General features: G+C 41.5%; 17 protein-coding genes and 1 tRNA gene. 2 read left to right on the forward strand and 16 right to left on the reverse strand.

Features of this window, described 5'->3' with window-relative positions; all coding sequences use genetic code 11:
- Positions 1–102: 102 nt before the first annotated feature.
- Both AAEU31_RS17350 and AAEU31_RS17355 read right to left on the reverse strand, forming a co-directional pair.
- The gene (locus tag AAEU31_RS17350; protein WP_421967877.1) at positions 103–882 is read right to left on the reverse strand and encodes a DUF481 domain-containing protein; all 780 of its coding nucleotides are present in this window, start codon (positions 880–882) and stop codon (positions 103–105) included.
- A gap of 35 nt (positions 883–917) precedes the next feature.
- On the reverse strand, positions 918–1,736 hold the full coding sequence (locus AAEU31_RS17355) for a mechanosensitive ion channel family protein (RefSeq protein ID WP_054563554.1): 819 nt from the start codon (positions 1,734–1,736) through the stop codon (positions 918–920).
- Positions 1,737–2,015: 279 nt separating this feature from the next.
- Here AAEU31_RS17355 and AAEU31_RS17360 point away from each other — a divergent pair.
- Positions 2,016–2,091, forward strand: a tRNA-His gene (locus AAEU31_RS17360).
- An 809-nt stretch (positions 2,092–2,900) separates the two neighbouring features.
- Here the strand turns inward: AAEU31_RS17360 and nagP are convergent.
- From nagP to trmJ, 11 genes are all read right to left on the reverse strand, one after another.
- Positions 2,901–4,184, reverse strand: coding sequence for an N-acetylglucosamine MFS transporter NagP (gene nagP / locus AAEU31_RS17365; RefSeq protein WP_295510238.1), 1,284 nt, complete (start codon positions 4,182–4,184; stop codon positions 2,901–2,903).
- Between the two features lie 1,014 nt (positions 4,185–5,198).
- Positions 5,199–7,847, reverse strand: coding sequence for a family 20 glycosylhydrolase (locus AAEU31_RS17370; protein WP_421967878.1), 2,649 nt, complete (start codon positions 7,845–7,847; stop codon positions 5,199–5,201).
- 777 nt (positions 7,848–8,624) lie between these two features.
- Positions 8,625–10,052, reverse strand: coding sequence for an NAD-dependent succinate-semialdehyde dehydrogenase (locus AAEU31_RS17375; RefSeq protein ID WP_421967879.1), 1,428 nt, complete (start codon positions 10,050–10,052; stop codon positions 8,625–8,627).
- A gap of 189 nt (positions 10,053–10,241) precedes the next feature.
- Complete coding sequence (fdx, locus tag AAEU31_RS17380; RefSeq protein ID WP_135923331.1) at positions 10,242–10,580, reverse strand: ISC system 2Fe-2S type ferredoxin; 339 nt, start codon at positions 10,578–10,580, stop codon at positions 10,242–10,244.
- 11 nt (positions 10,581–10,591) lie between these two features.
- Positions 10,592–12,454, reverse strand: a complete 1,863-nt coding sequence (hscA, locus tag AAEU31_RS17385; protein ID WP_421967880.1) for a Fe-S protein assembly chaperone HscA — start codon at positions 12,452–12,454, stop codon at positions 10,592–10,594.
- Positions 12,455–12,500: 46 nt separating this feature from the next.
- The gene (gene hscB, locus AAEU31_RS17390) at positions 12,501–13,028 is read right to left on the reverse strand and encodes a co-chaperone HscB (protein WP_135923329.1); all 528 of its coding nucleotides are present in this window, start codon (positions 13,026–13,028) and stop codon (positions 12,501–12,503) included.
- A 76-nt stretch (positions 13,029–13,104) separates the two neighbouring features.
- A complete protein-coding gene (iscA, locus tag AAEU31_RS17395; RefSeq protein ID WP_054552502.1) occupies positions 13,105–13,428 on the reverse strand; it encodes an iron-sulfur cluster assembly protein IscA in 324 nt (107 codons plus the stop codon).
- 11 nt (positions 13,429–13,439) lie between these two features.
- Positions 13,440–13,823 (reverse strand): Fe-S cluster assembly scaffold IscU, encoded by a 384-nt coding sequence (gene iscU, locus AAEU31_RS17400; protein WP_054552501.1) that lies wholly within the window; start codon positions 13,821–13,823, stop codon positions 13,440–13,442.
- 40 nt (positions 13,824–13,863) lie between these two features.
- On the reverse strand, positions 13,864–15,081 hold the full coding sequence (locus tag AAEU31_RS17405) for an IscS subfamily cysteine desulfurase (RefSeq protein ID WP_135923328.1): 1,218 nt from the start codon (positions 15,079–15,081) through the stop codon (positions 13,864–13,866).
- A gap of 22 nt (positions 15,082–15,103) precedes the next feature.
- A complete protein-coding gene (gene iscR, locus AAEU31_RS17410; protein WP_063701779.1) occupies positions 15,104–15,595 on the reverse strand; it encodes a Fe-S cluster assembly transcriptional regulator IscR in 492 nt (163 codons plus the stop codon).
- A 192-nt stretch (positions 15,596–15,787) separates the two neighbouring features.
- Entirely contained in the window at positions 15,788–16,510 is a 723-nt protein-coding gene (gene trmJ / locus AAEU31_RS17415) for a tRNA (cytosine(32)/uridine(32)-2'-O)-methyltransferase TrmJ (protein WP_135923327.1), read from the reverse strand.
- A gap of 612 nt (positions 16,511–17,122) precedes the next feature.
- Between trmJ and suhB the strand changes: the two genes are divergently transcribed.
- Positions 17,123–17,926 (forward strand): inositol-1-monophosphatase, encoded by an 804-nt coding sequence (gene suhB / locus AAEU31_RS17420; RefSeq protein WP_135923326.1) that lies wholly within the window; start codon positions 17,123–17,125, stop codon positions 17,924–17,926.
- 65 nt (positions 17,927–17,991) lie between these two features.
- On the opposite strand, the gene AAEU31_RS17425 is transcribed toward suhB, so the two are convergent.
- From AAEU31_RS17425 to AAEU31_RS17435, 3 genes are all read right to left on the reverse strand, one after another.
- Positions 17,992–18,822, reverse strand: coding sequence for a substrate-binding periplasmic protein (locus tag AAEU31_RS17425; protein ID WP_135923325.1), 831 nt, complete (start codon positions 18,820–18,822; stop codon positions 17,992–17,994).
- A gap of 82 nt (positions 18,823–18,904) precedes the next feature.
- Complete coding sequence (locus AAEU31_RS17430; protein ID WP_421967881.1) at positions 18,905–20,695, reverse strand: GGDEF domain-containing protein; 1,791 nt, start codon at positions 20,693–20,695, stop codon at positions 18,905–18,907.
- Between the two features lie 87 nt (positions 20,696–20,782).
- Positions 20,783–21,331: a hypothetical protein gene (locus AAEU31_RS17435; RefSeq protein ID WP_421967882.1), complete on the reverse strand. Its 549-nt coding sequence runs from the start codon at positions 21,329–21,331 to the stop codon at positions 20,783–20,785.
- Positions 21,332–21,443: the final 112 nt, after the last annotated feature.

Raw genomic sequence — 21,443 nt, forward strand, 5'->3', positions numbered from 1 at the left:
GTTTCCCTTCTAAGAAAATAAAGATAGCCGCGGCATACTACATCATTTTATAAGCAAAAAAAATGGGTAAACAAGTTTACCCATTTATTATTAACTTAAAAATTAGAAACTATACACAAGCGTCAATGACGTTTCTGTATCTGTGTTTTCTTTGTCATCGGCAACATCTGAGTTGTGGGTGATGTTATATGCCACTTTCATTTGCAGTGAGCCGTTGATTTTAGCAAGGATTGCAGACTCTGAACGTGTTTTGGTGTTGGTATCACCGTATTCAACTGATACTAACTGAGTAAAACGTGCACTGTCTGAAATTTGCCAGTTGTAATCAACTTTACCTAGTGCGATTACTTCGCCTTCGCGCTCACCAGCACGCGAATTACCGTTGTCATCAACTTCAGTGCTGTCATCTGGGTATTGGAAGTACTTATAACCCGGACCGACTTCAGCATTAAGCCACATGTCAGAACGGTCGATTAAACGTAAACCATAACCCGCTGAGATAACTGACTCGTTACGGTATGCACCAAAGTAATCAGATACGTGCGAGCCGTAGATGAATAAATGTGAGTGCTTTTCGTTTAACTTGTAGTTACCTTGCGCTGAGATTGAGTACTTTTCGTTAGTACGTTGTGTTTCTTTACCACCTTGGTCGTTTTCGATCTCATCTTCTTTATAAAGACCGTCTAACTTGTACTCGTTATTCCAGTTTTCTAGGTTATGTAAAACCTTGATACCACCTTTTAGTGTGGTTGTTTCAGTGTTACCGCTTGTTACAATAGCACCTAACTCACTGGTTACATCCCAAGTTTTAGTTTCATCTGCTGCGAATGCGCTAGTTGCAGCTGAGGCTGCAACTAGAATTGATAAAGCTTTTAATTTCATTAAAAAATAACCTTTACTACTTTAAGTTCGACTTATTAGTCTTCTTTATGCAAATGAACATCCATTTGCGGGAATGGGATGGTGATATTGGCATCATCTAATGCGATCTTAATGTTTTCCATTAGATCGAAATACGTTGGCCAGTAATCAGCTGAGTTAACCCATGGGCGAACGACAAAGTTTACGCTTGAATCTGCTAGTTCAGATACAGCTACTGTGTATGCAGGGTCTTTTAATAAGCGCTCTTCTTTATCTAACACTGATTTAAGAACTGCTTTTGCTTCTTTTAAGTCTGCATCGTAACCAACACCGATTACTAAATCGATACGACGAGTTGATTCACGAGAGAAATTGGTAATTGGGCTGCCCATAATTGATGAGTTAGGCATGATAATTACTTTGTTATCAGGTGTACGCAATTCTGTAGAGAAAATTTCGATTTTCTTAACTGTGCCAGCTTTACCGCCAGCTTCTACATAGTCACCTGATTTGAATGGGCGAAGTAAGATGATTAAAACACCTGATGCAAAGTTAGACAGTGAACCTTGCAATGCTAAACCTACTGCTAAACCAGCCGCACCTAAGATAGCAATGAATGACGTTGTCTCAATACCTAATTGAGATAGTGCCATTAAGATTGTTGCAGCAAATACAATTGCATAGACAATGCTAGCAACAAATGAACCTACAGCTTTATCTACTTTCTTTTTATCAAATGCTTTTTCGGTTAAGCCTTCGCAGAATTTAGCGATGCGACCACCGATGAAGAAAATGATTAGCGCTAGAACCGCCTGAACGGCGTAATGTATGATTAAACCTGAATTCTCGTTGATCCAGTTCATTATTGTATCCATGTTCTCTCCTGAAGTTCATTTTTAGCATAACGCTGTACAAATTATATATGATCTTTGGTTAAAAAATCATTAAATTACGCACAAAACTAAGAAATGAGTATTTGCCTAATTACAAAAAACGCAAGTCTAATCTGCAAAACTGAACGCCCGCTGACCAAGGTGACAATTCTGAATTTTCTGAGGTAAGTAAGTTTTTTCTACTTTTTTCAATTTAGGGCTTCACAAGCTAAACTTAATTATGTAATATGCGCGCCACACCAAACGAGGTGTATCTCAGTGGCGGCTGTAGCTCAGTTGGTAGAGCCCCGGATTGTGATTCCGGTTGTCGTGGGTTCAAGCCCCATCAGTCGCCCCACTTCTCCCCCTTTGTAAATCCCTATATTTCATTAATATTTTCTATTTTAATCTAAAGATTTAGTTTTATCTTCACCGACTGTTTTCAATTCTAAAAGCCGTCAGCTTTGGCTGTTCGGGGTTGTTTGTGGTTCAATATTTCTTTTGCACAAAGAGAAGTGAATGAGAAGAAAATGAGGAAGTAATAATAATGCTTTTTTGTTTTCCTCTAAGCGAAGTGCCCTCTTATCCTCTTTGTGAACATTTGGTTTTCTCTGTGTAGCGCGCAGCGCCTCTGTGTTCTCTGTGGTTCAATATTTCTTTTGCACAAAGAGAAGTGAATGAGGAAACCACAATATTACTTTCTCTTAAGCGAAGCGTCTCATAATCTCTTTGTGATCATTTGCTCTTCTCTGTGCAGCGCGCAGCGCCTCTGTGTTCTCTGTGGTTCAATATTTCTTTTGCACAAAGAGAAGTGAATGAGGAAACCACAACAGTACTTTCTCTTAAGCGAAACGCCTCATATTCTCTTTGTGAACATTTGGTTTCTCTGTGAAGCGCGCAGCGCCTCTATGCCCTCTGTGGCTCAATTTATTTTTTCACAAAGAGAAAAAAGTGAGTAAAAGAGAAGACCCAAGAAATACTTTCATTTACTTCCTCTAAGCGCAGCGCCCTCTTATTCTCTTTGTGAACATTTGGTTTCTCTGTGTAGCGCGGCTGTCAAAAAAATGCCACCTTTCGGTGGCATTACACACGGGATTATTTCTATTTACTAGAAATGCTTTTCAAAGTTCAAGGCTGTGCATTTTATACCTAACCTCAAACCCATAATTACTTCCAACTTTTCATCTTGTGACCTTTAACAGCATAGAAAAGTATGAATAAATAACAAGGCAACATTACAATATAAGCCATTTGTTGTGCTTCTGCGCTTTTTACGCCGCCACTTGCCAAACCCCAAAATAACGGGCCGAATGCGCCACCAGCTATACCCATTATAAGTAGACCTGAGCCTACACTAGTTAGCTTACCTAAACCAGATAATGCTAGCGGCCAAACTGCAGGCCATACAATGGCGTTAGCAAAGCCTAGCACAGCAATGAGCAATAGTGTATCAGGCAGTACTGATTTTAAGCCAAACAGTGTTGATATAAATACAGTTTCATTATTACCAGTAACTATCGCTAGAGTTAACACACAACCTAATACAGCAGAAATAGTCAACGCTGCTTGCTGTGATAACACGCGTGGGATAAGTAACACCCCTAAAAAGTAACCTAGCACCATACAACCCATAGTGTATGACGTCATTACACTATATTTTTCAACACCTAATGACAACGCAAAGCTACCAATCGTATCACCGGCAATTACTTCAACGGCCACATAAACAAAAAGTGCCACAATGCCTAATGCAAGACTTGGATGGCTCAGCGCTTCTTTTACTTGCCCCGGTTTTTGTTCATCAGAATCATCGATCAACTCTGGCAATGGCATTTTAGTAACCGCAAAACCGAGTATACCAATAAAAATTGCCATCCCTAAATACGGTAATATTAAACCATTTGCCATAGCATCAATATCAGTTTGGCTAAGCTCTTTACCTACAAAGCCTTTAAAATCACTGAGTATCAGTGCGGTAAACACGATTGGTGCTACAACACCGGCCGTTTTATTTAATATACCCATAATACTGACGCGAGCCGCAGCTGATTCTTCTGGGCCAATTCTTACGACGTATGGATTAACCGCTGTTTGTAGCAATGTTTGCCCAGCTCCCATCACAAGCTGTGCAAATAAAAATAGTGCAAACACCTGCGTTTTTGCAGCAGGAATAAATAGTAAACCAGCCACCATCATGGTCGCCATACCTAGCGCCATACCGTTTTTATAGCCTACCTTTCTGATGATCATTGCTGAAGGTAGAGCCGTAAAAGTCACGGCGATATAAAACGAGAAAATAATCAGCGATGCCTGAAACGGTGAAAGCTGCAAAACTTGCTGTAAAAACGGCATCAATGAACCATTTAACCACGTAGCAAAACCCAGTATAAAAAACAGCGTGGCCACAATCGCCATAGGCACAATACTGCTCTGTTTATTCGTTTCTGACATAACATTTCCCACTCACAGCACACAGCGATTCTGCAATACTGTTCATTCAGATGATTATATAAAAGAGATATTAAATATTTATAACACTATCGCAACAAAAATGACAGCGCTGACATACTTATTTAGATACCGTACCCATGAAATTTATTTCGCTCGAAGGTTTATTCACAAAGAGAAGTGAATGAGAAGATAATGAGAAAGCCAAAACATTACTTTCTCTTAAGCGTAGCGCCCTCTTATCCTCTTTGTGAGCATTTGGTTTTCTTTGTGTAGCGCGCAGCGCCTCTGTGCACTCTGTGGTTCAATAATTTTTTTGCACAAAGAGAAGTGAATGAGAAGAGAATGAGAGAGCCAAAACATTACTTTCTCTTAAGCGTAGCGCTCTCTTATCCTCTTTGTGATCATTTGGTTTTCTCGGTGTAGCGCGCAGCGCCTCTGTGCACTCTGTGATTCAATAATTTTTTCCACAAAGAGAAGTGAATGAGAAGAGAATGAGAAGAGAATGAGAGAGCCAAAACATTACTTTCTCTTAAGCGCAGCGCCCTCTTATCCTCTTTGTAATCATTTGGTTTTCTCCGTGTAGCGCGCAGCGCCTCTGTCCAATCAGTGGTTCAATAATTTTTTGCACAAAGAGAAGTGAATGAGAAGAGAATGAGAAAGCCAAAACATTACTTTCTCTTAAGCGTAGCGCCCTCTCATCCTCTTTGTAATCATTTGGTTTTCTCTGTGTAGCGCGCAGCGCCTCTGTGCACTCTTTGGTTCAATAATTTTTTGCACAAAGAGAAGTAAATGAGAAGAGAATGAGTAAACCTAAACATTACTTTCTCTTAAGCGCAGCGCTCTCTTATCCTCTTTGTGATCATTTGGTTTTCTCTGTGTAGCGCACAGCGCCTATGTGCACTCTGTGGTTCAATAATTTTTCCACAAAGAGAAGTGAATTAGAAAAGAATGAGGAAAACAAAAAATGACGCCTACGTTTTTCTGTAAGCGTCACATTTACTTATCGAAAAAACATTATTCACCAACAACTGTTACGCGGCTGGTTTGCTGTGCGTTCAAGCGGGTGCGTAACGCAACTTTTGCATTATTATCAACCTTTACTGGCTCAACGTAAGTTTGCCAGCTTTGGCCGTTATCTAGACTGTACTCAATAGTCAAATAAGCAAACGCGCTGTTGGCATATAATTTACCATATTCAATCACACCGCCAGGTACTGGTAAATGCAGGTTGATGCCGTCTTTAGCTAACTTATCAAGCTCTTTTAAACCGACTGCACTTGAGAACTCAGCCCAGTCTTTTGCTTGATTTTTACTATCGACGTTTTCGCCTTCCCAATCGGCTTTATGCCATGCGCGCTCTGCTACTGATAGAATACGCGGGAAGATCATTGCTAATACTTGATCTTCAGTACGGATTGTTTCTGACCATACCTGACCTTGCATACCCAGAATATTCTCAGGCTTTTCAAGTTTAGGTAACGGGCGACCAACCAACGCTTCTAAATTAACGATTGGCTCACGAGTGCGGGTGTAATCGGCATTGGCGTACACGTCATCAGGCATGTAATTAAAGGCTTTTTTAGTATCTGTGTAACGAGTAGCCCAGTAATAACCACGCTCTTGTGGGCTTGCTTCGTATGGGTGGTCAAAGTACAAATGCGTACCGTGTGATAACACCACTTGGTAACCAGCATTTGCTAGGCGGTATGCTCTATCGGCAACGCCCCATTCCCAAATGTTATCCCAAGTATTAACGGTAAAGGTTTTATTAGGAAATTCATCTCGTTTAAATGGGTTTTCACGGTCATACATGATGCCATCTTCCCAAATACCCGGAGAAATACCGCGCTTTTCAAGTAAGGTTGCAACACGTTGTGTGAAGTAAGGTTTTAAATCAGCTGGGCCAGATACACCGTTATTAGGATCGGCAAATAGCGCCTGACAGATTGGCGAGCCTATCCACGAACCAGCACCGACTTCATCACCACCAATATGCAGGTTCTTTAGCTGAACACCTGCTTCGCGATACATCTGCTGAAGTTCATAGGTTACTTTATCTAAAAATGCGTAGGTTGAGTCCATACACACATTCATTGAGTTATCTTTGTAGTTTTGTACCGTCATGTACACAGAGGTATCTTTAGGGTCGGTAAGCAAGTATTGCGTAGCTGGCCCCATATCTATGTGTTGAATCTCTTTGTTTGCTGAGCGAGTTTTAATATTGTTTTTAGCCGATTGCTCAGCTTGCTCTAACATATTGTGATAACGCGCTTCCATCGCTTTGATTGAGGCACGCGCATGGCCAGGGCCTTCAACTTCAGGGATAATTTGAATATGGCGGTCTTTAGCAAATTTTAATAGCTCAACAAACTCATCACGTTTCAAATAACCATTACCTGAGCCCGATTTAAATGGCCCAGTGCCAAGCTGAGTTAATAAACACTCGCGCTCTTCTAAATCAAAGCAGCGATAACCGCCAACATCAGTGAGCTCTGGTAAGCCTGGGATCTCAAGTCGCCAGCCTTCATCTTCTGAAAAGTGCCAGTGTAGCTTATTCATTTTATAGCGAGCCATTTGCTCAACTAACTTGAACATTGCCTCTTTGCCATGATAGTTACGGCCATTATCGTAATGCATGCCACGCCAGCCATAGCGTGGTGAGTCTTCAAGTTCCAACTGCGGTAAACTGGCACTGCCTTGGCTGTTTGCAGGAATGAGGTTTAATAAGCTTTGCATAGCATAAAACACACCGGCGTTATCGCTACCTATGATGATAATAACTTCATCGTCAATCTCAAGGGTATAGCTTTCAGCTTTTGCATTATTGAGTTTAGGGTCAACTTTTAAGCGAATAACTTTGTCTTTGCCAATATTGATGTGATCAGGCTGTGCTTTAAGGCTAATGCCGTAGTCATCCTGTAAGTCTTGCATAAACACCATAACTTCGTGTTTAAGCTGACCTTGATAACTGATTTGCCAATTATTATTAAGTGTTGCGCTACCACGATTAAACTCAACTTTACGAGGCTTCGGAATAATACGCTTTAAGGCATCGTCTTTACTAACCGACACCTTATCAGCGTTATTTCGTTCGTAGCGTACTTTTGCCGTTGCTAAAACAGATAAATCTTTTGGCTCATTGTAACGACGTAACTGGTTTTCGCGGGTAAATGGCGTAACAAACTGTTTAAAGTCTTCAGTGTCGGTGTTGGCAAATACGGCAGGTTTATTCTTACCTGAAACAAAAAATGCCCGTGGCATAAAGTCACTGTAAGCAACAATCCAAACTTGTGCATCAAATGGCAGCTCCAAGCTTTCACCTGCGGCTAAACCTTTAAATGAGCTCGTTGGTACGATGCGATGTAAATCGCCATTAACATGTTCAATATTTAGGCCCGCGACATGCTCAGTTGAGATTTTACGAACTGAGTGAATATAAAGCTGCCAGTCACTTTCGCCCGCAGGCAACGCCACATTAGAGCCATTATTAAGGGTAATTTTTCCTAAAAAGCCCGCATCTTTATTACGAAAGTTATCTTCAACCGAAAACAGCAGTTCGGTACCTTTCGCAAACTGATCAACTTGCGATTGAGTTAATGCTGCACTTGCCATTAAAGGCGCAGTCGCTAGCATTACCGCGAATAGTGACTTCTTAAAATCCATTACTTTCTCCTCGTTTATGCCCTGAGTGTACGGTATTTCTGCGTACTATTTTTCATTTTTGTTAATAATTCGTTCCTATCATATAAAAACTAAAATGACAGCGCTATCATTTTATGAAAATAAAGGTGAGGAGTTGATAGCTTTAGGACGTAAGCTGGCAAGTTTGAAGGGGAACTGTGTTGTTTGAAGTTTAAATGTTTTTGCACAAAGAGAAGTGAATGAGGAAACCAAAAGATCATTTTTTTACTTCCTCTAAAGCGTAGCGCCTCTTAGCCTCTTTGTGTGATTAGTTCTCTTTAATGTAGGCGTGAAATTTATTTCGCGCGAAAGTAATTGCACAAAGAGGAGAGAATGAGAAAAGAACGAGGAAACCAAAAGAATATTACCTCTTAAGCGAAGCGTCTCATAATCTCTTTGTGATAATTTGGTTTTCTCTGTGTAGCGCGCAGCGCCTCTGTGCCCTCTGTGGTTCAATTTATTTTGCACAAAGAGAATTGAATGAGAAAACCAAAAGATCATCTTTTTACTTCCTCTAAAGCGTAGCGCCTCTTAGCCTCTTTGTGCGATTAGTTCTCTTGAATGTAGGCGTGAAATTTATTTCGCGCGAAAGTAATTGCACAAAGAGGAGAGAATGAGAAAAGAACGAGGAAACCAAAAGATCATTGTTTACTTCCTCTAAAGCGCAGCGCCCTCTTATCCTCTTTGTGCGAATAGTTCTCTTTAATGTAGGCGTGAAATTTATTTCGCGCGCAAGGACTTAGTTATCAGTCTGATAGCTTAAATTTTAATACAAAGATACTTCTCTTCTAGGTACTCATCTAGACCTTGGTGACCGCCTTCTCGGCCTAAGCCTGACTGTTTAACACCGCCAAATGGCGCTACTGGGTTTGAGATGAGACCTTCGTTAATACCTATCATGCCGTATTCAAGTGCTTCGCTTACGCGATAAACTTGCTTGATGTTTTCACTATAAAAATATGCGGCTAAACCGTAAGGTACGTCGTTAGCAAGTTGAAGTACTTCTTGCTCGTCATCAAAGGTGATTATGCTCACAACTGGGCCAAACACTTCATCATGATAAATATCCATCTCTGGAGTAACATCAGTTAAAATTAATGGCGCTTGGAAGCTACCTTCAAGCTCGCTGTTATCACCGATTAACGATGCCCCTTTATCAACTGCATCTTGCACAAGTGTTTGCACTTTTTCTTTTGCTTTAGGGTAAATTAATGGGCCAATATCTACCCCGTCATCAAGACCATTGCCAACCTTTAACTCAGCTACTTTGTCAGTGAGTTTTTCAAGCACCGTTTCAAGCACTGAGCGCTGAACAAAAATTCGGTTAGCGGCAACACAAGTTTGCCCTGCGTTTCTGAATTTAGCCCCCATTAAGCCAGCAACCGCTTCATCTAAGTCAGCATTTTCGAAAATAATAAACGGAGCATTACCGCCAAGTTCCATAGACGTTTGTTTAATTGTTGAAGCGCACTGCGATAGTAACTGCTTACCTACACCGGTTGACCCTGTGAATGTGAACTTACGCACACGCTCAGATTCAGTCATGATCTCACCCACCATTTTTGCGTTTTCAGAGACCACTACGTTCAGCGCTCCTTTTACAAAACCTGCTTTATCTGCAAGGTAGGCTAAGGCAATAGCACATAATGGCGTATGCTCCGAAGGTTTAATCACAAAACTACAACCCGCTGCATAGGCAGGTGCCACTTTACGAGTGATCATAGCAATCGGGAAATTCCAAGGTGTAATACCAGCCACCACACCAATGGGTTGCTTTATCGTTGTTAAACGATGCTTGCTGTCAGTGGCAGGTATTGTGTCGCCATAACTGCGCTTTGCCTCCTCACTAAACCATTTAATAAAGCCTGCACCGTATTCAACTTCCCCCAAGGATTCTTTTAAAGGCTTGCCTTGCTCTTTAGTCATCAATTCAGCAAGTTGTTGCTTGTGCTCAATGACTAAGTCGTACCAACGGCGCAACGTTTCACTGCGCTCGGTTGCTGTTGTTTGCTTTAGCTTACTAAATGCCTCGTCAGCACTTTTTATAGCCAGTTCAACCCCTGCTTCATCAATATTAGAGACCTGAGTAATCGCCTCTGCGGTTGCAGGGTTATCTACACTAAAACGCTGGCTCGTAGAATAAAAGTCACCGTCGATAAACGAATCAGAAAAAACTAAATCAGACATAGAACCTCCAAAATCAGCTTTAAGTCACAAGCTTTAAGCGATAAGTAAATTGAACGTGCACCTGCTTTACAGGGAGTAAAAATAGCAACTTAAGGCATAAGACTTACAATTTAAAGCTCTAAAAAACAAAAAACCGCTGTAGAGACTAAGCAACTACAGCGGTTTTTACGAAATCAAAGCCGTTAAAAATTAATGCTCTTCATTAACGATATTGAGATTATACTTTGGAATTTCAACCACTAAATCTTCATCTTTAATGATTGCTTGGCAACCTAGGCGTGATTCAGGCTCTAGACCCCATGCTTTATCTAGCATGTCGTCTTCAAGCTCATCGCTCTCATCTAAAGAATCAAAGCCTTCACGGATGATTAAATGGCATGTTGTACACGCACATGACTTTTCACAAGCATGTGGAATGCTAATACCGTTTTTTAGTGCAACATCTAATACTGTTTCACCTGCAGGTGCTTCAATTGCTGCGCCTTCTGGGCATAATTCTGCATGGGGAAGAAAAATAATTTGTGGCATACCTTACCTCGTTAAACTTCGTCTACTGACTGCCCTTGCAGCGCTTTTTTGATTGATGCATCCATTCTGCGAGCAGCAAATTCGCTACTTGCATTGTCTACAGCTTCAATCGCTGCTTTAATTTCTGCAGGTGTTGTTGCAGTTTCGCGTACGGCAACAAGTTTAGCAATTTCTGCTTTTAACGCACCTAATTCTTGTTCATCAAGTAATGCGCTGTCGGTTGCGAGTGATGCTTCAAGCGCTTCTACAACACGTAACGCTTCAACTTGCTGCTCTTTAAGCATCCGCGCTTGCATATCGTCTTTTGCGTTAGTCATTGATTCTTTGAGCATGTTTGCAACTTGATCATCCGATAAGCCAAATGATGGTTTCACTTGGATTTCAGCTTGTACACCGGTTGATTTTTCCATTGCCGATACACTTAATAGGCCATCAGCATCTACTTTAAAGGTTACGCGGATGTGCGCAGCACCTGCTGCCATTGCCGGAATACCTTTTAAGCTGAATTTAGCCAGCGAACGACAATCATCAACCAGCTCACGCTCACCTTGTAATACATGCAGTGACATAGCCGTTTGACCATCTTTAAAAGTGGTGAACTCTTGTGCACGTGCAACAGGGATCGTGGTGTTACGTGGAATGATTTTCTCAACCAAGCCACCCATGGTTTCAAGACCTAGCGATAGTGGTAATACGTCTAGTAGCAACATGTCTGAATCTGGCTTATTGCCAACCAGTACGTCTGCTTGTAATGCCGCACCGAGTGCAACTACACGATCTGGGTCGATAGAAGTCAGTGGCTCTTTATCGAAAAATTCAGCAACTTGAGAGCGTACAATTGGCATACGAGTCGAGCCGCCAACCATTACAACTTGCAGTACTTCTTCGTTTTCGATACCCGCATCTTTAACCGCACGGCGACAAGAACGCAGTGTTTTCTTCACAAGGCCAAGAGCTAACTCATCAAACGTTTCGCGAGTAACTTCAACTTTGTGGCTTTGACCATCAAACTCTAAGCCTACATTCACAGTTTGGTATTGGCTTAGTGCTTCTTTACACGCTTTTGCTTTATTGATGAATAAACGCAATACCGATGCAGAAAGCTCGCTCACACCTGTTTGCTTTTTGAAGTAATCAACTAATAGCGAGTCAAAATCATCACCGCCAAGGCTTGAGTCACCGCCAGTTGCCATTACTTCGAACACGCCTTGGTGTAAACGTAAAATAGAAATATCGAAGGTACCGCCACCTAAATCGTATACGGCGATAATGCCTTCTTGGCCTGAATCAAGGCCATAAGCAACAGCCGCAGCCGTTGGCTCGTTTAATAAACGTAATACCTTGATACCAGCAAGCTCGGCAGCGTCTTTGGTGCTTTGACGCTGTGCATCATCAAAATAGGCTGGTACAGTAATAACTGCACCCATAATGTCTTGGCCTGCAAAGCTATCTTCTGCACGCAGTTTTAATGCTTTTAAAATTTCACTCGATGCAGTTACAGGGCTAATTGCACCTGCAACCGTGCTGATTGCTAACGAGCCATCATGCTCACAGAATTCATACGGTAGTTGACCATAGCTTTTTTCGATTTCGGCCTGAGTTTTACCTAAAAAACGTTTCACCGAAATTAAGGTGTTAGCAGGGTCTTGAGTGGCAGCTGCTGCCGCTCGTTCACCGACCACTATGCTATCAGCTTGGTATTGTACAACCGATGGTAGCATCGCATTACCTGCTAAATCAGTCAGTGTGCGTGCTTCGCCGCTTTGCACTGTTGCAACTAACGAGTTAGTTGTACCAAGGTCAATACCGACTGCTAATTTGTGCTCATGTGGTGCCGCGCTCTGCCCCGGCTCAGCAATTTGCAATAATGCCATAATGCTCTTTTAAACTCTTAAATAGCTGCTTTAAAACAACTAACGATTAATCATCAAATAAACTGTCTTCAATACGCTCTAGTTCATCGCGTAACTTATAAACAAACTTTAATTTACGAATATTATCAGCGGCAGCTTGCCATTGTTGCTCATCATTACTTGCGAGCTGTTCGGCTAATTCGCTGCTGTATTGCTTATCGAGTTGTTTAATTTGCGCTTCAAACTGGGCAATTGCTGCATCAGGATCTGCGGCATTTTCAAGTTCTTCTAATTCTTCACGCAGTTCCATTTGCTGCATTAAGAATAGCGGGTCTTGCAATGTTTGTTGCTCGGCGCGAATATCAACACCTAACTCGCTTAGCATGTACTCAGCGCGTTTTACCGGATGTTTTAAGGTTTGTAATGCATCATTGATTTCTGCTGCATTTTGCACAGCAAGTAATTTATCACGGCTGCTAGAGCTTGCGTGGCGATCTGGATGAACTGCGCGTTGTAGCTCAAGGTAGTGTTTATTAATAGTCGCTAAATCAATGTTGTAATCTACTGGAATTGCAAATAACTCAAAGTAACGCATTACATAATCCAACTCGGTAAACAGGAAAGAACAAAGCCCTACATAGGCAGGGCTTCAAGCAAAGAATTTTTTAAGCTTAAACGGTGAAGCTTTCGCCGCAACCACACTCATCGGCTTGGTTCGGGTTATTAAACTTAAACCCTTCATTCAAACCTTCTTTGGTGTAATCAAGCTCAGTACCATCAATGTAGACTAAGCTTTTGGCATCAACGATCACTTTCACACCACGGCTTTCAAAAATTTCATCGCCGTCAGCTAACTCATCAACAAATTCAAGAACATAAGCAAGACCTGAACAGCCCGTCGTTTTAATGCCAACGCGTAGGCCAATGCCTTTGCCGCGATTTGCTAAAAATGATTCTACGCGGTTTGCTGCCGCATCTGTCAATGTCACTGCCATGAATTTATCTCTTACTTCGCTTGTTTGCTTTTGTAATCAGCAATTGCTGCTTGAATCGCGTCTTCTGCTAAAATTGAACAGTGAATTTTCACTGGCGGTAACTCAAGCTCAGCACTGATATCAGTATTTTTGATTGTTGCAGCTTCGTCTAATGTTTTGCCTTTTACCCACTCAGTTACAAGTGAAGAAGAAGCGATTGCGCTACCACAACCATATGTTTTGAATTTTGCATCTTCAATTACACCTTCTGGTGATACTTTGATTTGCAATTTCATTACGTCACCACACGCTGGTGCACCCACCATACCTGTTGCAACCGACGGATCATTTTTGTCTAAAGCACCCACGTTACGTGGATTTTCAACATGATCGATTACTTTATCACTATAAGCCATAATACTATCCTCACTACCTGCTAGCGGCGGCGATCACTAATTAGTGATGCGCCCACTCAACTGAATCTAAATCAATACCTTCTTGATGCATTTCCCATAGAGGAGACATCTCACGTAAACGGCCGATCGAGTTTTTGATTAGTTCAACGGTGTAATCAATCTCTTCTTCAGTCGTAAAGCGGCCAATGCTGAAACGAATTGAGCTGTGTGCTAACTCGTCATTACGGCCTAATGCACGTAGTACATAAGAAGGCTCTAAGCTTGCTGAGGTACAGGCTGAACCTGATGAAACAGCAATGTCTTTAACAGCCATTAATAACGACTCACCTTCAACAAAGTTGAAGCTGATATTTACAATACCTGGAACTGACTGGCTTGGTTCACCATTGAAGTAAACTTCTTCCATATCAGCCATGATGCCATCAACCAAACGCTTACGAAGTGCGCTGATGTGTGCATGGTCTTTTTCGAAATCTTCTTTAGCGATTCTAAATGCCGCGCCCATACCAACTAACTGGTGAGTAGCCAATGTGCCTGAACGCATACCACGCTCATGACCACCACCGTGCATTTGTGCTTCTAAGCGAGCACGTGGCTTACGACGAACATAAAGTGCGCCTACACCTTTCGGGCCATATACTTTGTGGCCTGAGAACGACATGAAATCTACTTTTAACTGTTGCACGTCGATAAGTACTTTACCTGCGCTTTGTGCAGCATCTACGTGGAACATAATTTTGCGCTCACGGCACATTTCGCCGATTGTCGCGATATCTTGGATAACACCTAGCTCGTTATTTACGTGCATTACGCTCACAAGTACTGTGTCGTCACGCATTGCAGCTTCAAGCTTTTTAAGGTCAAGTAAACCGTTTTCTTCAACGTCCATATAGGTTACTTCGAAACCTTGACGCTCTAGTTCACGACACGTATCAAGTACTGCTTTGTGCTCTGTTTTAACAGTGATAACGTGCTTGCCTTTCTTTTTATAGAACTGCGCAGCACCTTTAATTGCTAGGTTATTTGATTCTGTAGCACCTGAAGTGAAAACAATTTCACGCGGGTCAGCGTTGATCAGATCAGCGATATCTGTACGTGCTTGATCAACCGCTTCTTCTGCTTGCCAACCAAAACGGTGTGAGCGTGATGCAGGGTTACCAAAATTACCGTCCATAGTCAGGCATTGCATCATTTCTTTTGCCACACGTTCATCAACAGGCGTGGTTGCTGCGTAATCTAAATAAATCGGTAACTTCATTTCTCTCTCCGCTTTCGTCAAGCTACAGTTGACAGCTTACTTGAATGTTTTCCAGTTGCTTAATTGCAGTGTTGATGCTGTTATCTTGGCGTGATGCGACTTCTTTCACATCTGACTTTTCAACCAATTCAGCAAGGGTAATACTATTTAAAAACTCTTCGATACGTGCGCTTAAGTCCGACCATAAAGTGTGAGTCAAACAACGCATGCCGCTTTGGCAGCCACCCGTTGCGTTGTGGCAACGTGTTGCATCAACAGACTCATCAACGGCATTAATCACATCGCCGACAGAAATTTCGTTTGCTTCTCTACCTAATAAATATCCGCCACCCGGGCCACGCACAGAGGTCACAAGGCCATTTTTACGTAAACGGGCGAATAATTGCTCAAGGTAAGATAACGAAATCTCTTGGCGTTCAGAAATATCGGCAAGAGGCACTGCACCCACATTTGTATGTAGTGCAACATCCAACATGGCGGTTACTGCGTATCTGCCTTTTGATGTTAACTTCATGGAGCCCCCGATGTTACTGCACGCTAAGGTGTGCAAATTTTAATTACCAGACCAAAATAGTCAAGTATTATCACTTGATAAAAATTGATACTTGCCATTGATAAAACCGAATACTTGACAAAAATAGTCAAGTACTGGGTATATTGTAATTACCTGAGTAATTTAGTCAAGTATTATACTTATAACCTGTGATTATTTTATAGACTTATTAATGGAGGTAAGAATACCGCGTAAGATGTTCATCTCAGCTTCTTCTGGACGCGCGCGGTTAAATAAACGACGTAATTTAGTCATTACCATGCCAGGGTGTTGTTTGATAATAAAACCCGTGTCGTTTAGCGTTTGCTCTAAGTGCTCGTAGAACAGCTCAGTTTGCTTCGCATTTGGATAGGTTGCTTCGTCTTCTTCTTGTACTTTTGGCTGTTTATTTAAATAAGCCATACGTGTTTCATAACACAATGTTTGCACCGCCATCGCTAGATTTAGCGAGCTATATTCAGGGTTGGCAGGAATACATACGTGGTAATTACATTGTTGTAGTTCTTCGTTCGTTAAACCACTATTTTCACGACCAAATACCAGTGCAACAGGCCCATGCTCAGCTTCAGCTACTAACTTTTCACCACATTCACGCGGCTCAACCATAGGCCAAGATAATGTACGTGAGCGTGCACTGGTACCAATTGTTAAACTACAATCGGCAATTGCATCTGCCAGCGTATCTACAACCACTGTTTTACCTAAAACATCAGTTGCACCGGCTGCAAGCGCACTGGCATGACTATCAATTTCACAAGCAGGATCAACAAGATATAAATTTGATAAGCCCATCGTTTTCATAGCACGTGCCGCTGAGCCAATATTACCAGAATGTGATGTGTTAACTAATACGATACGAATATCATCAAGTGTCATTGCGTTGTTACTTACTGAAAGTCAAAAATTGCGGGGATTATAACATGGCTGCAAGCACTAGGCGATATGCTTTGAACGGTAAGCGGTAAGGCGCGATTTTACATCGCGCAATAATCCTATGACTCACAAAGAGGATAAGAGACGCTGCGCTTTAGAGAAAGAAAAAATCTGTGGTTTCCTCTTTGTCTTCTCGGTCACTTCTCTTTGTGCATATTTTACAAAAACATATTTGAACCACAGAGAACACAGAGGCGCTTCGCGCTACACAGAGAAACCAAATGTTCACAAAGAGGATAAGAGACGCTGCGCTTTAGAGGAAGAAAAAAATCTGTGGTTTCCTCTTTGTCTTCTCGTTCACTTCTCTTTGCGCAAATATATTTGACATTAAAGCACTTCCTACGAGGTAGGCCTTAAACAAAATGCTCAACCCGCAACACCATTCAACATCAAACTGATAGCTTACCGCTTGTAGTGCAATAGGATCCCCTTGCATTTCAACCTTGTACAAAAAACAACCTGATTTATTCGAGTTTATTGTTTACTTTACGCTAGAAATCGCTAGAATACGCCGGCTTAAATATATTCGTTCTTTTACAACCCAAAGGTAATGCTATGCATCCAATGTTAAACATTGCGGTTCGCGCTGCGCGTAACGCAGGCAAAATTTTACTTCGCGCAAGTGAAGATTTATCAAAAGTTGATGTACAACAAAAAGGCACTAACGACTTAGTGACTAACATCGACAAAGAAGCTGAAGCCGCAATTCGTGACACTATTTTAAAATCTTACCCTGATCATTGTATCGTTGGTGAAGAGCTTGGTGAGCACAAAGGTAAAGATGCAGATTACCAATGGATTGTTGACCCACTTGATGGCACAACTAACTTCATCAAGGGTATCCCTCATTTCGCAGTATCTATTGCACTTAAAGTTAAAGGTCGTTTAGATCAAGCTGTTATCTATGATCCAATTCGCGGTGAATTATTCACAGCATCACGTGGTCAAGGCGCACAGCTTAACAGCAAACGTTTACGCGTAACTAAAACTAACGAGTTAGCAGGTTCTGTACTTGCAACTGGTTTCCCATTCAAACAAAAGCACCACTTAGACGCATACTCTGAAGCGTTTAAAGCGCTTTTCGTACACACTGCTGATATCCGCCGTGCAGGTTCTGCGGCATTAGATATGGCTTATGTTGCAGCAGGTCGTGTTGATGGTTTCTTTGAAATTGGCCTTAAGCCATGGGACACAGCAGCAGGCGAGCTTTTAGTTAAAGAAGCGGGCGGTATGGTTGTTGATTTCGCAGGTGGTATTAACTACAACCAAAGCGGCAACATCATTTGTGGTGCACCTAAGTTAACTCAAGCGATCATTCGTGAAATTCGCCCAGTGTTAACTGAGTCACTACTTCGCTAATAGCGGTTGTAATTATACCAAGCCGCAATATTACTTAATTAAGCGAATTGGTATCTAAAAAGGAGCTAAGGCTCCTTTTTTTGTGGCTGAAAATAATCGTTATCGAGTTTTATTTCTATGGCTTCACTTTCTTTAAACGGCAATTTAGCTAAGTCTTCAGCGAAGTAGCTAGCAAATAACTGTTCAAACTCACCCGTGCTCTTCATCGTTGTCAGTCCTTTCATTAACACTTCAGCTAGTTCAGGCCTGTGATTACTAACAAAAAAGTAAAATGCTGTTGGATAACTGATATATAAGTTTGGCACTATAACCAGCTCATCACTTTTCACTTGCTCTAGTTCAGAGATCACTTCAATGAACGAACGCGGAAAATAATCAACTCGTCCTCTGATCACTAAACTAAACATCGCTTGATAATTTGCCAACGGCCTGACTGTTAGGCCATTTTGCGCAAGAATTTTTGTGTCCGGCCAATCATGCCCTTGAATTGCTGTTAAAGGCGCTAAGTCTTGTTTAGTTTTTACTGATTCGAAAAGTGGTAAAAATGCACGTTTCGTTAGTAGAGCTCGCTTACCAATATAACCCTTGAACAAAGGCACAGGTACTGCAATGGCAAGGTGTTCTCGCTCAGGGCTTGTCATGCTCCAAAATATATCTGCTTGCTTTGCATCAAGCATCAGTAAGGTACGTTGTTGATGAGGGTGTACTAATACCTCATTAATTTCTGCTTGGTAATTACCAGCACGTAAAGCCGCTGCCAGTAATTCATGAAGATAATAATCACGCTTGTAGAGCGGGCGCTGTTCAATCGCTAAATTCACCACATTTTTTGCTTCTGTGGTAAGGCTGTATCCTAGGCTAAGCAATACTAAAATTGCGCTACATAGTCGCTTCATTGTTATTTTTTGATAGTGTTTTTTTTAAGCTACACCTACTCAAATGTAGACACAAGCAAAACTTACTAAACTTAAATTTTCTTCATAGTCCAACAGATGCACTGTCATCTTTCGCACAACTAAGGCGCACAACAGCAGGTGCTGGTCGCCTTCTTTGGCAAACAAATAAATGGCTACTTTGATAACGCTTAGCCTCTTTTTTTGCATCTGTCGCCAGCGCAGCTACCTGATGACTATTAATACACAGCTCTAAATCTGGCTTAACTAACCCTATCGATAGTGTGAGTAAAGGCACAAACTGCTTTTTACCTTCTCGATTACTTGCCCAATAACCCCCTTGCTCAATATGCTCAGGCGTAAAAAATGCGCGAGATTGGTGCTCAAATTTATTAATGATGTCATGGCACACTTGCTCTGCATCATTTTTATCAAACACGACCATAAAATCATCCCCGCCAATGTGCCCCACAAAGCCTTTACTCGTGCTGCACGCCTCAACAATAACCTCAGCTAGCAGCTTTATTACGCTATCACCACTGGCGTATCCGTACAGATCATTGAATTGTTTAAAGTGGTTTAAATCAACATAGGCTAGCGAGAACGGATAATTATTGCGAAGCCTTAGCTCAATTGCTTCGTTAATCGCGACATTACCCGGCAGCATTGTAAGCGGGTTGGCATGTTGTGCATGGCGGATTTTTTCTTCAGTAATGTGCTTTAAAATATTACGTAGGGGTGCCAATCCTAAGTATTCACCACTTCGGGTGATCACAATGTGGCGTCGAATATCAAACTCAAATTCGGTAATTTGCTGACTCACCGTATCGAGTAACTCGTTTTCGTCTACCACTAACGGCTGTTTATCCATTAAAGAAGTAACGGGTTGCTTATCATAAAGCGCATGCCCATACGGGGCAGCAAATACTTCGGTAAGTTGATCTCGGTGTAATAAACCAACAGGAATATTATGCTCTAGTACCGCAAGGCTCGTTAAGGTTTTATCTTGCTCAAAAATTTTATGAGCATCTTTACAGCGGGTTGTTGATTCAATACTTGCATGTTCAACTGCTAACCAGCCAATCGCCATAGACTGTTCAAAATTACTTTCAGTATCTGATGATTCTAAATGCTTTAGGCAGTGAATATTAATTTCGTAACTGGGCTGTAAACTTGGCCTTTCTAACAAAAAGCCTTGTGCATGCTGTACCCCTAAACTTTCGAGTAAGCGAAGCTCCTCTACACGCTCAATGCCTTCTGCTATTACTTGCGTATTGGTTGCTTTAGCAAGCTCAATAATAGACTTTAAAAACTCTTTTTTAACCACACTCTGGTCGCAATGATCAATAAAATAGCGGTCTATTTTTACAAATTCAGGACATAACTCAGACCATTGTTTTAAGCCCGAATAGCCGGCGCCTAAATCATCAATTGCAATCGAAAAACCTAGCTCACGATAATGTGCAATAGTCTTTAACAATAAAAAGCCATCATCGACTTTTTCTTGCTCTGTAACCTCGATAACTACACGATTAGCAGCTAAACCGAACTGCTCAACAAGGTGCAAAGTTTCACCTTTTGGATGACACGGATCGAGTAAAGTTTTAGGGCTTACATTTAAGAATAACTTACCTTGTAGGTTAAGCTTAACAAAGTTCTCAATCGCTTTACTGCGGCAAAGTAACTCTAACTCAGAGATTTTATGACAAGCAATGGCTTCGCTGAACAATGCACTGGGCATTTCTAACTGAGAATCTTTAGGCCCACGACTTAACGCCTCATAGCCCAAAATATGTTGATTAGAAATATCAAAGATAGGTTGAAACAAGGTTTCAATTGCACTGTTATCTAAGATCTGCTGTAGTTGTGCGCTCACCTTACACCTAGCATCAGTAATACAAATAGGCGACTAAATTAGCAACCTTGTATGACAATTTTATGGCAAGGCTATGACTAGCAATGACTACTCAGCAGCAATCATTTCTATCTGCTTGATGCGTGCAAAACTATCAATCATTTTTAACTTTGCGTGTTGGTAATCACTCTGTGCTAAATCTGCTTGTTGAGTTAGTGTATAGACCGCAAGTGGATTAAGTAATAGCTTTTGTGCGTGGTAGCAACTCGGCGCTGAGAATTCAGGTAGTTTGGGGAGCTCTTCTTGAGACCCGCCATTTTCTATCTCTATATGTTGCTGTTTAATCATGGCAATTTGCGCCATAACGTTTAGACTTTCTTCGCATTCAGGCAGTTGCTCTTTAAGATTTACAAACAACTGCTTTGATGAGCCGATTAAAGTTGTTACTGAGTCACTTATCTGCGTTGGCGTAGATTGGCTTTGTAATAAACTGACTACATGCCAAGCTAGGTTTTGATACATATCTAATTGCTGTCGTACATCACCACTTGTATTGCTACTGCTTTCAGGCTGCTGGGGTGATGGCTCTTCTGTACATGCAACAAGCAAACAAAGTGAACACGCGCTCAGCATTAGCTTTTTAATAAGTTTTCTCATAAATAACAGTATATTACCGCCTCGTTATTTAATTTATCTTTGCAAGTGAGTGAATGAGATGCCTTCAAGTAAAAGCAGCGCAAACTAACTAAGCAAGGCTTCTCGCTAATAG

Origin of the sequence: Pseudoalteromonas thalassia, from assembly GCF_049257215.1 — a bacterium.
In the GTDB taxonomy this organism is placed as follows: domain Bacteria; phylum Pseudomonadota; class Gammaproteobacteria; order Enterobacterales; family Alteromonadaceae; genus Pseudoalteromonas; species Pseudoalteromonas lipolytica_C.

Bases quoted from the DNA above. Each gene is read 5' to 3' on its own strand.
- iscU (WP_054552501.1), bottom strand. From the start codon at position 13,823: ATGGCTTATAGTGATAAAGTAATCGATCATGTTGAAAATCCACGTAAC.
- AAEU31_RS17350 (WP_421967877.1), bottom strand. From the start codon at position 882: ATGAAATTAAAAGCTTTATCAATTCTAGTTGCAGCCTCAGCTGCAACT.
- AAEU31_RS17355 (WP_054563554.1), bottom strand. From the start codon at position 1,736: ATGGATACAATAATGAACTGGATCAACGAGAATTCAGGTTTAATCATA.
- AAEU31_RS17435 (WP_421967882.1), bottom strand. From the start codon at position 21,331: ATGAGAAAACTTATTAAAAAGCTAATGCTGAGCGCGTGTTCACTTTGT.
- hscA (WP_421967880.1), bottom strand. From the start codon at position 12,454: ATGGCATTATTGCAAATTGCTGAGCCGGGGCAGAGCGCGGCACCACAT.
- trmJ (WP_135923327.1), bottom strand. From the start codon at position 16,510: ATGACACTTGATGATATTCGTATCGTATTAGTTAACACATCACATTCT.
- AAEU31_RS17375 (WP_421967879.1), bottom strand. From the start codon at position 10,052: ATGTCTGATTTAGTTTTTTCTGATTCGTTTATCGACGGTGACTTTTAT.
- AAEU31_RS17370 (WP_421967878.1), bottom strand. From the start codon at position 7,847: ATGGATTTTAAGAAGTCACTATTCGCGGTAATGCTAGCGACTGCGCCT.
- suhB (WP_135923326.1), top strand. From the start codon at position 17,123: ATGCATCCAATGTTAAACATTGCGGTTCGCGCTGCGCGTAACGCAGGC.
- iscR (WP_063701779.1), bottom strand. From the start codon at position 15,595: ATGAAGTTAACATCAAAAGGCAGATACGCAGTAACCGCCATGTTGGAT.
- nagP (WP_295510238.1), bottom strand. From the start codon at position 4,184: ATGTCAGAAACGAATAAACAGAGCAGTATTGTGCCTATGGCGATTGTG.
- AAEU31_RS17405 (WP_135923328.1), bottom strand. From the start codon at position 15,081: ATGAAGTTACCGATTTATTTAGATTACGCAGCAACCACGCCTGTTGAT.
- hscB (WP_135923329.1), bottom strand. From the start codon at position 13,028: ATGCGTTACTTTGAGTTATTTGCAATTCCAGTAGATTACAACATTGAT.
- fdx (WP_135923331.1), bottom strand. From the start codon at position 10,580: ATGCCACAAATTATTTTTCTTCCCCATGCAGAATTATGCCCAGAAGGC.
- AAEU31_RS17425 (WP_135923325.1), bottom strand. From the start codon at position 18,822: ATGAAGCGACTATGTAGCGCAATTTTAGTATTGCTTAGCCTAGGATAC.
- iscA (WP_054552502.1), bottom strand. From the start codon at position 13,428: ATGGCAGTGACATTGACAGATGCGGCAGCAAACCGCGTAGAATCATTT.